The organism is Cupriavidus sp. HMR-1 (assembly GCF_000319775.1).
Lineage (GTDB): Bacteria > Pseudomonadota > Gammaproteobacteria > Burkholderiales > Burkholderiaceae > Cupriavidus > Cupriavidus metallidurans.
In genome coordinates, this window is the sequence record NZ_ANKP01000250.1 from 26998 (window position 1) to 40713 (window position 13716).

Genomic DNA, 13716 nt, shown 5'->3' on the forward strand with positions numbered 1-13716 from the left:
GAACAGAGCTAGAGCCAGGAACACGACATGATCATTGATTTCAGACTCCGCCCTCCGGTTGGTGGCTTCCTCGATACGCTGATGTATGCGGCGGGTGAGCGCCGTGATGGCTTTACCCGCACTGTTGGCTTCGAGCCGTCGCCAGCCGCTCAACAGCAGTCTATGGAACTGCTGCTCAAGGAAATGGATGAGGCCGGTGTGGACAAGGGCGTCGTGGTTGGGCGTCTCGCCGGCACACTGGGCAGTGTTTCGAACGAGGATGTCGCGCGAATCGTGCGTGACTATCCGCAACGATTCATTGGTGCCGCGTCCATCGACCCGACGAACCGGGTGACCGCGTGCAAAACGATCTCCGACGCGGTCGCTAGCGGGTTCAAGGCCATCAATATCGAGCCGGGCTCTTACCCCATCCCGATGTATGCCGATGACAGGCGTCTGTACCCGATTTACGCTCATTGCGAAGATCTGGGCGTACCCGTGATCATGATGGTGGGGGGAACTGCTGGTCCGGACCTGAGCTACTCGGATCCCGTCAAAACCGACCGCGTTCTGACCGACTTTCCCAGGCTGAGCGTGGTCGTTGTGCATGGCGGGTGGCCATGGGTGACGGAAATCCTGCATATCGCATTCCGTCGGCCGAACATGTATCTGTCGCCGGACATGTACTTCTCGCGCATGCCAGGATGGGAGGAATACGTGAAAGCTGCGGACTCGTTCCTGGCCGACCGCATGCTGTACGCAAGTTCCTTTCCGTTTTGCCCGGTACGGGATTACAAGCAATGGTTCGAGACGTTGCCGATTCGTCGCGAGAACATGGAAAAGGTGATGGGCGGGAACGCCCGTCGTCTGCTGGGGATCTAGCCCGTGTGCGCAACGTCCATGCGGCAGAATGACGGCGCAACGCGCTAGCGGATTGAATCACATATCAATTTGTCAGACATGGACGTCAAAACCCTTTACACCCTGGTAGCCATTGCCGACCGAGGCAGCTTCGCCGAGGCGGGCAACGCCATCGGGCTCACGATCTCTGCTGTCAGTATGCAGATGCGTTCTCTTGAGGAAGAGCTGGGCATCACGATCTTCGATCGCAGTCGCAGACCGCCAGTATTGACGGACGCTGGGCTTGCGTTCACGAGTCGCGCGCGTGACCTCCTGACCCATTGGGAGAGCATGAGCGCGGCTCTCAAACGCGAAGCGGCCGGAGGTGTGCTTAAGCTCGGCTCCGTACATACCTGCGTTTCGGGCGTCTTACCGCTTGCATTGAAGCGGTTGCATCAGCAGGGGCACCGAATCGACATCCACCTCACCACGGGTCTGACCCATGATCTGGAGCGGGCGGTATATCGACGGCAACTGGACGTGGCTGTCGTTACCGAACCAGAGGTTCCGCGCCTGGACCTGCAGTTCATGCCTTTCTTTAACGAAGAGTTCGTGGTGATCACACATGCCACGACCAGAGGGGACTCGGACAAGGGGATTCTGGAGACAACGCCCTATGTCAGATTCAATCGCACCGCTCGCGTCGGACTTCTTGTCCAGGAGGAAATGGTGCGACGCCAGATTGCGGTACGGTCGACGATGGAGATCGATACGCTTGAAGGAGTGATCGCCATGGTGGCCAACGGTCTGGGCTCGTCAGTCGTGCCGGCTCGAGGTGTCGAGAACGAGTTCCCGGCATCTATCCGTACCATCCCGTTCGGCTCGCCTCCGTTGATGCGTCGCCTTGGTATCTTGGTCCCTCGCGATAATCCTCGTGCACATCTTTCGCACTTGCTTTTGGAAGCGCTGGCCGATGTGACCAAGCCGAGCATTACGCCGGACGACGGGCGACCGAAATTGGTACAGAAGAGCTAATCATGGCGACGTTCCGATTCTCCCTCCGGCAGTTGGAACTGTTCTCGATAGTGGCGAGGACGGGATCAACTTCTGCCGCGGGAGAAGAGGCAGTGCTATCGCAGTCGGCCGTGAGCGCGGCCGTCAATGAATTGGAGCAGACGCTAGGGGTGACCCTATTCGATCGCGTCTCGAAGCGACTCGTACTCAATGATGCGGGGCGCGCACTCCAGGAACGGGCAACCCGACTCATATGGGACGCGCGTGCAATTGAACGGGATTTTTCTGGCGGGCATCCGCCCTGTCATCTGAGGGTCGCAGCGAGCACGACCATTGGCAATTACCTTATTCCGAGGATTCTGGCGTACTACCACGCCAGTTTTCCGGAGTGTCGGGTGGACACGCAGATCGGAAATTCGCACGAAGTCATCCGGTTGGTTTCCGAAGCACGCGCCGATGTGGGAATCATTGAGGGGCCAAGTCCAGCGGCGGACTTGGTCAGCCATAAATGGAGCGACGACGAATTGATTATCGTTGCATCGCCTCACGACAGGCTCGCTGTGACACAAACAGAATCCGGTCAACCGGTTTCCCGTGAGCAGCTTCAGGAGGCAAACTGGCTTTTTCGGGAAGAAGGGTCGGGGACTCGCGATGCGGTGATGAGTGCCTTGTTTTCTTACCTTGGGCCGCTCACTCCTCAGACCGTATTGGGAAGTTCCGAGGCGATCAAGTATGCGGTGGAGCTTGGCCTGGGCATCAGTTGTTTGTCGCGGATTCTGGTGCAGGGCATGTTGGACAAGGGGGCCATAATTGAATTGCGCACTGACTTTCCTCGGCTGATACGACCGCTATCCATCGTGTCGCATCCGGCGCGGCCGCCTTCGGTTGCCATGTCTGAGTTTCTGAATCTGTTTCGAACGGGATAGCGAAAATCAAATAATCACAATTATCAAATCACATCCAGAAGGATGTGGGTGGGATTATTTTGTCATAAAAAAGATAAGAACTTTAATTGCTATATATAAGTTCCATATCTCGTTTCCGTTTTATTGAATTTGTAATTAGGATTAAAAAAATAAAGCAACGCACACGATAGTCGTCAAATCATGGCGACGCCACAAAGGAGACAACGATGAACTCACGAGACACAGGCAATGCCATTGGCAGTTGGCTAGCGGGAGGGCGGCGGTGGTTGCGTCGCATACGCCAGAATCCCATCGTTAAGGAGCTGTGCCAGGACGCGGATGCCCCGCGGTACAAGACATCGACTGCCGTGGCCATGTTTGCGTTTGCCATTGCGCCTTTGGCGATGGTGCCTGCTCACGCGGAGGAGTGGCCGAACAAGCCGATCCGACTCGTTGTTCCGTTTGCGTCGGGTGGAGCAACGGACCTTCTGGCTCGTGCAGTTGCTGTTGAGCTGGGCAAACAGTGGAAACAGACAGTTGTCGTGGATAACCGACCGGGCGCCGGCGGCGCGGTGGGGGCGGAAGCGGTTGCCAAATCTGCACCAGATGGCTACACGCTCTTGCTCGCGTCGGGAAGCATGTTCACGGTCAATCCGTTCATTTATCAGAAGCTCCCGTACTCAGCCGAGAGTTTCGAGATGATCAGCAAGATTGCCAGTGGGCCGATGGTGCTGACGGTGAACACCAAGGTACCGGTGAAAACGATGGCTGAGTTTATCAGCTACGCCAAGGCCCACCCTGGCAAGCTGACCTTCGCGTCGGCGGGTAATGGCAGCCAGGTGCACATTGCTAACGAGGCCTTTGCCGAGGCCGCAGGAATCGAAGTGGTGCACGTGCCGTACAAGGGCGAAGGTCCGGCGTACTCAGACCTCATGGCGGGAACGGTTGACATGACCGTGGGCAACATCAATGCCATCTCACCGCTGCTAAAGGGCAACCGTCTTCGCGCGCTGGCGGTGACTGGCAAGGAACGATCCCCATTGCTGCCCGACGTACCGACCACTGCTGAGGCGGGTCTGCCGGGATTTACGTTTTATGGATGGTTCGCACTGATGGCTCCGGCGGGTACGCCTAAGGAGCTCATCACGAGGATGTACGCCGATCTGGAGAAGGCCACCGCAGGGCCAAGTATGCAGCAGTATCTCTCTGCGCAAGGCATGACCAGGACACTGACGCCAAAGGGTCAGCTTCCCCAGGAAATCGCACAAGAATCGGGCCGGTGGAAGCAATTGGTCGCCAAGCGAAAGATCTCCGCCAACTAAACGAACCGACCCCTCATCCTCCGGCGCTTGACTGGAGGGCGCGGCTCACAAGCAGAATCGCACGATCACGTGGCAGTGTTCGGTACTGCCACAGTCCTGGCGAGGAGACAGTCGAATGAATAGGATTGTCGGAGGATGCATCAAGGCGCTTGGCATCTGTGCCGCCGTAATCGGAACCACGGTGGCCGGGGCCGCACCTGCGGCGGCACAAGCCTATCCCAGCCGCCCCGTCACAATCGTGGTGCCCTTTGCGGCCGGAGGCGACGCGGATCAGTCCGCGCGGAACCTCTCCGTTACCGCGTCAGCACTGCTGGGCCAGCCCGTAGTTGTCATGAATCGCCCTGGGGCCAATGGCGCGATCGGTTCGCAGATAGCTAAGGATGCGAGTCCGGATGGATATACGTTGCTGCTGGCTCGGGTCGGCTCTCAGGTTCTCCTGCCGGCTATCCAGGATTCCGGACTTGCTTACAAGTGGAATGACTTTACGTTCATTGGCCTGCTTGAGTTGAATCCGGTGGTATGTGTTGTGCACCCGGACTCCAAGTTCAAGACGCTTGCAGACTTGGCGGCGGAACTTCAGGCGCATCCTGGAAAGCTCAATTACAGCGCGTCGGGCCCCGCCACGGTACAGAACCTCGCTCCACAGTTGTTGCTGCAGAGTCTCAATCTGAAGCCAAACGGAGCGGTGAACGTGAACTATAAGGGTGGAAACGAAGCTGCACTGGCAGTCATCTCCAAAGAGGTGGACTTCAGTTGCAACAACCTAAGCTCCATGGCGGGCCTGGTCGCAGGTCGCAAACTGCGTGCTCTAGTCACGACGACTCCAGAGAGGCTGAAGCAGTTCCCAGACGTTCCCACAGCGAGGGAAGCAGGCTTTCCAAAGCTGGAAGCGGTGATCGGGTGGAGCGCGTTGTATGGGCCCGCCAAGATGCCGCCGGACATCGTCAAGAAGTGGGCTGGTGTCCTGAAATCGGCATCCACGGACACCCGATGGATCTCCGCGAATGCGACATACGGTGGCATTCCAAGAGTTCTGACACCAGAGGAGACGGCCAAGTACGTTTCCGAGAACTTCAGCGCGTATCAGTCGCTCGCGAAAAGCGCTGGGATCAAGATGCAATAGGCTTCGGAACGCATTCCAAAAACAAATCGGACAGCCATGGGGATGGAACACTACGCAGTGCTTGGGGCAACCGTTGCGGGAGCCTACACAGTATTTGGACTCACCGGTTTCGGCGCGGCGATGGTGGCCGTGCCGATTTTGGTGCAGTTCATTCCCTTGCAGTTCGTGGTTCCTATGCTTCTCCTACTCGATCTGGTGACGACATTGATGGTTGGAATGCGCAACTGGAGTTCAGTGTCACGGCCGGAACTGCTTCGCCTGATTCCCTTCATGACGGTGGGTGTAGTACTAGGTACGACGGTGCTCGCGAAGATCGAATCACGTTGGCTCCTGGTCGGCCTCGGTCTCTTTGTACTTGTGATGACGGGACGGGCCCTCCTGATGTCCTCGGCTCGAGCGGAAGAGGAGGTGGCAAGGGGGTGGTCCGTACCTGCCGGCGTAGTCGGGGGCGTATTCAGTGCGCTGTTTGGAACAGGAGGCCCCATCTACACGATGTATCTGTCCCGCCGGCTTCCGCAGATTGATGCATTTCGTTCCACAATCGCTGCCGTCATTCTCTTTAGTGCACTGGTGCGCCTGGCAGCTTTTGCGAGCAGCGGGCTGCTGCATCAAGGAGACTTACTGCGCAGCGCCGCGTTCGCGATGCCGTTCAGCCTTGTCGGACTTGCAGTCGGATCGCGCTTGCGCAAAAGAATCTCTGCGGACAACGTGCGACGTGCCCTGTTGATATTTCTTTGCGCCAGTGGCGTTTCGGTGCTTTGTCGTGGCCTATCGATGCATTGAGATAAGAGCACATGATCAACCCCATAGAAGGGTTCGAGGCCGAATGCATGACAATTTCGACTATCAAGGTCCGGTTGCTGTTGCAGCGGATACGGAGCGCTATCTGGCCCACTGGAGCGCTGCAGTGCCGGGTAGTACTCGTTGTTCCGTTCGACCGCGCACCACGGAGGAGACCGTCAGAGGAATCGAGGGAAGATCATCCCCTTGCACCGATTGGTCCGGGGATTGCGCGTACTCGTGTCGCAGCGTAGCCACGGGCAGATACACGATCCGCCCAGACCAGGCAACGAGGCTGAAGACCAGCCCAAATGGAGCTGCTTTTTTGCGCGATAACGCTCCGTCATTGAGGGGTCCTGAGGGCCGATACAACCCGAACGCGTTTTAATGCCAGGCCCAAAAACTAACGCAAGGGGGTATTGGGTTTGAACCCCGTTGGGGTGCCTGTAAGAATCAAGGACTTAGGGTGGCGAAGTGACAGGTTCTTGATGTGCGAATTCAGCCGCGCGATGGGTGATGACACTAAAGTCCGCACAAGCCAATGTCGTTCGCCCAAGTTCTCCTGCCGTACCTTGAGCGGAGAAACTCTTACCAACGGTGCCGCTGTCTCCGGTGCCAGCAAGTTGCTTGCACGGAGCGATTCGCATGGAGTTGGGTAAGACGCCAGGACAAATGCTGCGACGGCAATCGCGCTACGTCCAGCGGCGGTGATCACACGCTTCCGAGAACACGCACGTGTCCCACGCTTGCAAGCGATAAAGCGGGATTTAGTGGCACGTGGCGACCGGAACCTCCTGGACGACCCATTCGGCCCATTGCGGACTGACTCGATTCCACCGTAAGCACCTGATTCGCGGAAGTCATTATTTGACTGGGTGTCAAAAAATCCGTATCTTTAATTATGTTGGTGTCAATTGTTGCGGCGCCGTAGTGCATGCCCCCATGCCAGCCGCACAAGGACAGCACATCGCAGGCTGCTTCAGGCCGCGATCGAAGAGAAATTTACGGAGGAGTAATGAAACGAAGTCTGGCCATCGCCGGGACGCTGCTAGCGACCGGCGCGACCGCGCACGCTCAATCGTCTGTCACGCTGTACGGCGTGGCGGATGCGGGCATCGAATATCTGAATCACGTACCGAATGCCGCCAGGCAATCGTCCAGCCTCGTGCGCATGACGTCCGGCAACATTGCCGGTAGCCGTTGGGGTTTGCGTGGCGTGGAAGACCTGGGTGGTGGGCTGAAGGGCGTGTTCTTGCTCGAAGGCGGTATGGTGCTCGATACCGGCATGGCCGCACAAGGCGGGAGATTGTTTGGCCGCCGCGCCTATATTGGTCTGGACACACCATACGGGCAGATCACCATGGGGCGTCACCATAATCTGACGTTCGACCTGATCATCGGCTTCGATCCGATGTACTTTGCACCCAAGTATTCGTCGTACTCGCATGACACCTGGCTGGCAGGGCGTACCGACAATGCAGTGAAGTACACCGGCAAGTTTGGTGCGCTGACGGCCTCGGCGCTCTACAGCTTTGGCGTGGACTCGACGATCGCGAACGGCAGCGAAGTTCCGGGCAACAGCCGCGTCGGCAGGGAAATGAGCGCGGGCTTTTCCTATGGCATGGGCAAGTTCCGCGTTGCGGGTGTTTTCGACCAGCTCAATGGCACCTCCGCCGCGACCGCGGGGCGGACCGAGCGTCGCTACGTGGTTTCGGCAGCGGCCGACTTCGGCCCAGTATCGGCCTACTTCGGCTATCGGCGGCTGGTCAGCCAGATCCTGACATCAATGACCCGCACGGACCTGTTCTGGGCTGGTGGTACCTACAACTTCAAGCAGGCACTTGCGCTGACCGGCGCGGTGTACAAGACCAATGACCGCACCTCGGCGAAGGATCCGATGTCCTTGGTGATGTCTGCCGATTACCGGTTCTCGAAACGCACGGACGCCTATCTGACGGCCTCATACACCTTGAACAAGGGCGGCTCGGCGCTCGGTGCCAACGGGTACGACGGCTCCGTGATTGCCGGCGCCAATCAGTTCGGCGCCGTTGTTGGCCTGCGACACAACTTCTGATTGGTGTCGACCGGACGCGCCGGCTGGGTCGCGTCTTTCGGGTGTGCCGCCTTCGCGGCACACCTTTTCTTTCCGGCGCGGCGTAGTTCGCGGGGCCTCTGGAATTATTTGACAGCATATCAAATAAGCACTAGATTATTGAGACGGTCGCATTTACGAAGGAGACAGCGTGAGCGAACAAGACAAGCCGCAAGTGACGGCAGGAATGCGAGGTGCCTCATGGGACGCCCGGCTGATGGACCGCCCCTATCAGATGGTGCCCTATGCATTGGGCACGGCCGATGGGCAGCGCACGCTCGGCTTCCTCTTCAGCATCACTGGCAAGGAAAAGACGGTTGTATCCCTGATGCACCCGCGCGAAATGGCCATCACTCACTACCTGGTGCCGTTCGTGCTCGATGCCGGATGTGCTTGCTGGGTGCAGGGCCCGCGCTCGATCGGCAACGACCTGCGTCTGGAGCATGAGATCGCGCTGTTCGATGTCGCAGCCGGTATGACGCACCTGCGCGATCTTGGTTATGAAAAGATCGTGCTGCTTGGTAATTCGGGCGGCGCGGGCTTGTACACGTTCTACAACCAGCAGTCGCTGACGCCGCGTGAAATGCGTATTGCCCGCACGCCGGGTGGCCGCCCGACGAACCTGGGTGAACTGCATATGCCGGAAGTCGATGCGTTCATCCTTGTGTCGCCGCACCCGGGCCAGGGCAAGCTCCTGATGAGCGGCATTGACCCGTCGGTCACCGATGAAGACGATCCCATGCAGACGGACCCGACGCTCGATCCGTTCTCAAAGGCCAACGGGTTCGATGTGGAATCCGGCAAGGGCCGATACGCGCCCGACTTCATCGAACGATATCGCGCCGCACAGACCGAACGCGTCGCACGCATCGACGCACGCGCGAGGGCAATGCTGCGGGCCAAGCAGGAGGCCCGCAAGCAAGTGAAGTCCGGTGCCGGCACCGATGCTGACCGTCGGCTCGCAGCCCATGCCCCGATCTTCGAGGTCTGGCGTACCGACGCCGACCTGCGCTCATGGGACATCTCGCTGGACCCGTCCGATCGCAAGACCGGTTCTCTCTGGGGCAAGGATCCCTTTGTGTCCAACTGGGGAAGTGTGGGTTTTGGACGTGTTGTCACGCCGGAATCCTGGCTCTCTACCTGGTCGGGGCTGTCATCCAACGCGGCGCTGGACAAGACGATTGGCACGTTGCATCAGCCCACGCTGCTGCTCGAATACACCGGCGATCAATGCACGTTTCCGGCGGATATTCAGGCTATCTACGATCAGATCCCTGCGGCGCACAAGCAGCATATTCGTGTGCGCGGCAACCACCACGGCATGGCGTTGAGCCGCGAGGAGGAGCCCGGGCAGCGCATTGCCGGACGTCATATCGTCGAGTGGCTGCGGGAATCGATGGCCTGAGCGGCACCGCAGACGAACTATATAAATACAGAGGTAGACAACGATGCTGCAACCCACCCACGTACGCCCATCCGTGTTGCTCGATGGCGTGCGCTATCCCGATGAAGACCGCCTTCGCCGTTATGTCGGCGACGGTTACCTGACCGGCGAAACGCTGGTTGGCGCCTTCCGTCAATCGTTCCGCGATCACCATGATCGGCTGGCCCTGGTGGGGCCGGAGGGCGAGTTCACCTATCAGGAGTTGGACGAACGGACTGACCGACTCGGGGCGGCGCTGCTGGCCCTGGGCCTGCGGCCGCTCGACCGTGCGGTCTTTCAATGCGGCAACAGCAATGAGCTGCTGTTCGCATTTCTCGGATGCCTGAAGGCCGGCATCATCCCGCTGTGTTCGCTACAGGCATTCCGCAAGCTGGAAGTGGGTTACCTGGGCAACTTGTGCGAGGCACGCCTGCATTTCGTTCAGGGAGATGACCCCAAGTTCGACGACGTGGCGTTTGCCGAGGAGATGCAGGCGGAAGTACCAAGTTTCCAGTTCATCCTTCAGGCGCGCGGTGAGCGCCGCGGACGAGCCGTATTGCTGGCTGACTTGATCCGCGATATGCCGCTGGCGCGCGCCCAGGCGTTGTTGGCTGACGTCGACCACGAGCCGTTCCAGGCGGCGGTGTTCCAGTTGTCGGGTGGCACCACCGGTGTGCCGAAGATCATCCCGCGCTTTCAGAACGAGTATCTGTACAACATGCGCGCAGTGGCTGCATGCAACGGATATACGTCTGAAGACGTGCTGTTCTTCCCGACGCCGTACATGCATAACCTCAACATGGGCTGCTTCTTCGGTCCGTTTCTGTTGTGCGGCGCGAAGGTGACGGTGGCCCCGGATATCGGCGAGGAAACGCTGCAGTCCCTCGTTCGCAACTACGAACCGACCTGGTTCGGCGTTGCCGGGCCGATCCTGAATCGCATCGCGCCGGAACTGCTGCGTGGCACCGCGTCGGACAAGGCGCGACGCAACTTCATTGCCCCGAAGAACGCTGCCAACCTGACGCGCCTGACCGGATCGCCGACACATCACATCTTCGGCATGACAGAAGGCGTGATCATGTTCACGCGCCCGGAAGACCCTTCGGAGATTCGCGAGCAATCGATTGGTTATCCGGTATCTGATGCTGACGAAGTGCGGATCGTCCATCCCGGCACCGAAGACCCCGTGGCCGATGGCGAGGTTGGTGAAGCGTTGTTCCGGGGGCCGTACACCATCCGCGGCTATTACAAGTCCGAGAAAGAAGATGTCACGCGCTTTACCGCCGATGGCTTTTACCGCTCCGGCGACCTGATGTCTGCTCAGGTGGCTGACGGCAAGCGCTACTACTTCTTCCTCGGGCGGATCAAGGATGTCGTCGATCGCGGCGGTGAAAAGATCAATGCCGAAGAACTCGAGAACGTCATCAACCAGCACCCGTCGATCCTGGCGTCAGCGGTCGTTGGCATGCCAGACAAGGTCTACGGCGAGCGTGTCTGCGCCTTTGTGCTGCTCAAGCCGGCAGCGGCTTCGGGCCTGACACTGCCCGAGCTTGCCCAATACCTGCAGGAAGCCGGCCTCGCCAAGTTCAAGTGGCCTGAGCGGCTGGAAGTCATCCCGGAGTTTCCGCTGACGGCATCGGGCAAGCTCAGCAAGGTCCTGCTGCGTGACCGCATCGTCCAGATGCTGCGCGCCGAAGCGGAAAACGACACTGTTCACCACGCAAAGTGAAGAAGGAAGAGACATGAACCAATCCACGCAAGGCGCCCACGCCAACGTGCCCGTCGTTGCACTGCACGGCGTCCATCACACAGCGCGGCCCACCTGGAAACTTGCGGAAACGGTGCACTTCTACCGCGACCTGCTGGGCCTTCCGCTCGTGCATGCGATTTCGGCGAAAGGGTGGGGACCCGACAATCACGCGGACTTCCTGCATTTCTTCTTCGATAGCGGCAATGGCAGCACGATCGCCTTCTTCTACTACATCGGTACCGAGCGGCCCGACTGGCTGACCGTGCGCGAGCACTACCAGGACCGCGCCACGCACACCGCATGGCGAGTGCGCGACGAAGCCGAGTTGCTGCAGTGGCGCCAGCGCGTGGAGGCGGTGGGCATTCCCTTGCGCTACCAGATTCGCCACGAGGTCATCGAGTCGATCTATTTCAACGATCCGAACGGATACCCGATCGAGATCACCTGGCAGCTGCGCCCGTTCAGCGACGCCGACAAGCAGGATGCCGCGTTCACGATCGATTCCGCCATCGAACTCGAACGCGCGCGGGAGGAGGGCGCCGCCTTTGCATCGATCGAGCCGGTCTGGCAGCGCAAGGCGGAGCGTATCGAGCGCGCCGCGCCGAATGGCGAGAAGGCTTCGGTCTATGTACTCGATGTGCCCGAGTTTGCGCCGCTGATCGACGTGGCCCGTAAGACCGCTGGCTATCAGACCACGGCCATTGGCAATGGCTACGTGCGCATCGACGGCAATCCGGTACTGCAGTTCCGGCGCAAGGAGCTCGGCTTCAAGCCGGCGGTCTGGTACGGGGCGCTGACCGGCGGCCTGGCGGGCAGCATTCGCCAGTTCGACATGGATGCGCTCGTGGTGGCTCCGGGAGATGCGCAATGAAGGTGGCGATCATTGGTGGCGGACCGTCGGGGCTGTTCCTGTCGATCCTGCTCAAGGAGCGGATGGCGCAGGTCGACATCGACGTGTTCGAGCAGAACCCGGAGGATGCGACGTTTGGCTTCGGCGTTGTCCTGGCCGACACAGGCCTGTCGAATCTTCGTGCAGCTTCGCCGATCGTGGTGGACCGCCTGGCCAAGGCCATGCGGTTCAACGACCAGCATTCGATCGTTAGTCACGAGCATCCCATCGTCATGAAGAAGCCCGGTGCAGGTGGTGGTGCCATTCCCCGCATCAGTCTGCTGTCTGTACTGCAGCAGCGCGCAAAAGAGCTTGGCGTACGGGTGACGTACAACAAACGCATTGCCGATTTCGATGCGCTCGATGCCGATCTCGTCGTCGGGGCGGATGGTATCGGCTCGCAATTGCGTACCGCCAATGAAGCGGCCTTTGGCACGACGCGCCGCACACTGACGAATCACTTCGCCTGGTTCGGCGTGGCAAAGCCCTTTGCGAGTCCGGCTCTGGTGTTTCGCAAGTACGAGGGTGGCTACTTTGTGGCCCACTATTACCCGTACTCCGATTCGATGAGCACATTCGTGGCCGAGTGCGACCACCAGACCTGGGTCGACTTCGGCATGGAAGAAATGAGTGCCGAAGCGCGGCAAGCGCTCTTCGAGAAAGTGTTTGCCCCGGAACTGGCTGGCCACGGATTGGTTTCGAACAATTCGATCTGGCGACAGTTCCCGGTGATCCTCAATGCCAACTGGCATGTCGGCAAGCAGGTCCTGATTGGCGATGCGCTGACCAGTGCGCATTTCTCGATCGGATCTGGCACCCGGATCGCGATGGAGGATGCCATGGCGTTGGCGGACGCCATCGTGGCGCACCCGGACGATGTGCCGGCCGCGCTGGAGCAGTACGAAGCCGTGCGCAAACCGGAAAAGGCCAAGCTGATCAGCGCTTCCGAGGCGTCGTATAACTGGTACGAGCGCATTCGGGAATGGATGGATCTTCCTACGCCGCACGAGTTCGTGTTTCGCTTTATGACGCGTACCGGCCGTATTGACGCGGAACGTCTGCGGGCTCAGTTTCCGGCGTTGATGGCCGAGTTGGCTGCCGGCGGAGTCGCGGCCGTGGCGGCAGAAGGGCAATCATGATGCGCGCCACGGAGTACGTGCTGAGCGAAAGCCCGTTCGTGGTGCGGCGTACCGTGCGTTGGGGCGACTGTGATCCGGCTGGTGTCGTCTATACCGGCCGCTTCACGGATTACCTGCTCGGCGCGGTTGGACTTTATACCGCGCACATGGCGGGCGGCGACGGCCGGCTGGGAGAGGTCCACGGCGTCGGTACCCCATGCAAGGCCATGCGTTTCGAATTCATCGGCACGCTTTGGCCGGATGACGTGATCGATATCACGTGCACGGTTGAAGCCATTCGGACCAGATCGTTCGATATCCGCTGCGTGGCCCGCCGACCCGACGGCGCCCCGGTCTTCGACGCCATGTTCTCGCCGATTTGCGTGCGGCTGGACCGGCGCGAAGGCACGCCGATTCCTGATTCGCTGCGCGCGGTGCTGAACCGCTTTCTGTCGCCAGCGCTCTGAACTGTTTCTGGAAA

The 13716-nt window shown here is 59.6% G+C and carries 12 protein-coding genes; all 12 read left to right on the forward strand.

Annotated features, from left to right (window positions below; translation table 11 throughout):
• The first annotated feature begins 27 nt into the window (after positions 1-27).
• Positions 28-861: an amidohydrolase family protein gene (locus D769_RS26820; RefSeq protein WP_008651416.1), complete on the forward strand. Its 834-nt coding sequence runs from the start codon at positions 28-30 to the stop codon at positions 859-861.
• A gap of 78 nt (positions 862-939) precedes the next feature.
• Entirely contained in the window at positions 940-1854 is a 915-nt protein-coding gene (locus D769_RS26825; RefSeq protein ID WP_008651417.1) for a LysR family transcriptional regulator, read from the forward strand.
• Positions 1855-1856: 2 nt separating this feature from the next.
• Positions 1857-2759, forward strand: coding sequence for a LysR family transcriptional regulator (locus D769_RS26830; protein WP_008651418.1), 903 nt, complete (start codon positions 1857-1859; stop codon positions 2757-2759).
• Between the two features lie 206 nt (positions 2760-2965).
• Positions 2966-4060 carry a tripartite tricarboxylate transporter substrate binding protein gene (locus D769_RS26835; RefSeq protein WP_008651419.1) on the forward strand — a complete coding sequence of 365 codons (1095 nt, stop codon included), beginning with the start codon at positions 2966-2968 and terminating at the stop codon, positions 4058-4060.
• Positions 4061-4175: 115 nt separating this feature from the next.
• Positions 4176-5183 carry a tripartite tricarboxylate transporter substrate binding protein gene (locus D769_RS26840; RefSeq protein WP_008651420.1) on the forward strand — a complete coding sequence of 336 codons (1008 nt, stop codon included), beginning with the start codon at positions 4176-4178 and terminating at the stop codon, positions 5181-5183.
• Positions 5184-5225: 42 nt separating this feature from the next.
• Positions 5226-5966 carry a sulfite exporter TauE/SafE family protein gene (locus tag D769_RS26845; RefSeq protein WP_008651421.1) on the forward strand — a complete coding sequence of 247 codons (741 nt, stop codon included), beginning with the start codon at positions 5226-5228 and terminating at the stop codon, positions 5964-5966.
• A gap of 1012 nt (positions 5967-6978) precedes the next feature.
• A complete protein-coding gene (locus D769_RS26850; RefSeq protein ID WP_008651422.1) occupies positions 6979-8037 on the forward strand; it encodes a porin in 1059 nt (352 codons plus the stop codon).
• Between the two features lie 169 nt (positions 8038-8206).
• Positions 8207-9460 carry an alpha/beta hydrolase gene (locus D769_RS26855; protein WP_234819063.1) on the forward strand — a complete coding sequence of 418 codons (1254 nt, stop codon included), beginning with the start codon at positions 8207-8209 and terminating at the stop codon, positions 9458-9460.
• 43 nt (positions 9461-9503) lie between these two features.
• Positions 9504-11207, forward strand: coding sequence for an AMP-binding protein (locus D769_RS26860; RefSeq protein WP_008651424.1), 1704 nt, complete (start codon positions 9504-9506; stop codon positions 11205-11207).
• Positions 11208-11220: 13 nt separating this feature from the next.
• A complete protein-coding gene (locus D769_RS26865; RefSeq protein WP_008651425.1) occupies positions 11221-12099 on the forward strand; it encodes a VOC family protein in 879 nt (292 codons plus the stop codon).
• On the forward strand, positions 12096-13256 hold the full coding sequence (locus tag D769_RS26870; RefSeq protein WP_008651427.1) for an FAD-dependent monooxygenase: 1161 nt from the start codon (positions 12096-12098) through the stop codon (positions 13254-13256). The genes D769_RS26865 and D769_RS26870 overlap by 4 nt, the downstream gene beginning before the upstream one ends.
• Entirely contained in the window at positions 13253-13702 is a 450-nt protein-coding gene (locus tag D769_RS26875) for a thioesterase family protein (RefSeq protein ID WP_008651429.1), read from the forward strand. Before D769_RS26870 ends, D769_RS26875 begins: the two co-directional genes overlap by 4 nt.
• Positions 13703-13716: the final 14 nt, after the last annotated feature.

Excerpts from the sequence above, each read along its gene's own strand:
- D769_RS26865 (WP_008651425.1), top strand. The coding sequence starts at position 11,221 with ATGAACCAATCCACGCAAGGCGCCCACGCCAACGTGCCCGTCGTTGCA.
- D769_RS26870 (WP_008651427.1), top strand. The coding sequence starts at position 12,096 with ATGAAGGTGGCGATCATTGGTGGCGGACCGTCGGGGCTGTTCCTGTCG.
- D769_RS26840 (WP_008651420.1), top strand. The coding sequence starts at position 4,176 with ATGAATAGGATTGTCGGAGGATGCATCAAGGCGCTTGGCATCTGTGCC.
- D769_RS26845 (WP_008651421.1), top strand. The coding sequence starts at position 5,226 with ATGGAACACTACGCAGTGCTTGGGGCAACCGTTGCGGGAGCCTACACA.
- D769_RS26830 (WP_008651418.1), top strand. The coding sequence starts at position 1,857 with ATGGCGACGTTCCGATTCTCCCTCCGGCAGTTGGAACTGTTCTCGATA.
- D769_RS26875 (WP_008651429.1), top strand. The coding sequence starts at position 13,253 with ATGATGCGCGCCACGGAGTACGTGCTGAGCGAAAGCCCGTTCGTGGTG.
- D769_RS26835 (WP_008651419.1), top strand. The coding sequence starts at position 2,966 with ATGAACTCACGAGACACAGGCAATGCCATTGGCAGTTGGCTAGCGGGA.
- D769_RS26820 (WP_008651416.1), top strand. The coding sequence starts at position 28 with ATGATCATTGATTTCAGACTCCGCCCTCCGGTTGGTGGCTTCCTCGAT.
- D769_RS26860 (WP_008651424.1), top strand. The coding sequence starts at position 9,504 with ATGCTGCAACCCACCCACGTACGCCCATCCGTGTTGCTCGATGGCGTG.
- D769_RS26850 (WP_008651422.1), top strand. The coding sequence starts at position 6,979 with ATGAAACGAAGTCTGGCCATCGCCGGGACGCTGCTAGCGACCGGCGCG.
- D769_RS26825 (WP_008651417.1), top strand. The coding sequence starts at position 940 with ATGGACGTCAAAACCCTTTACACCCTGGTAGCCATTGCCGACCGAGGC.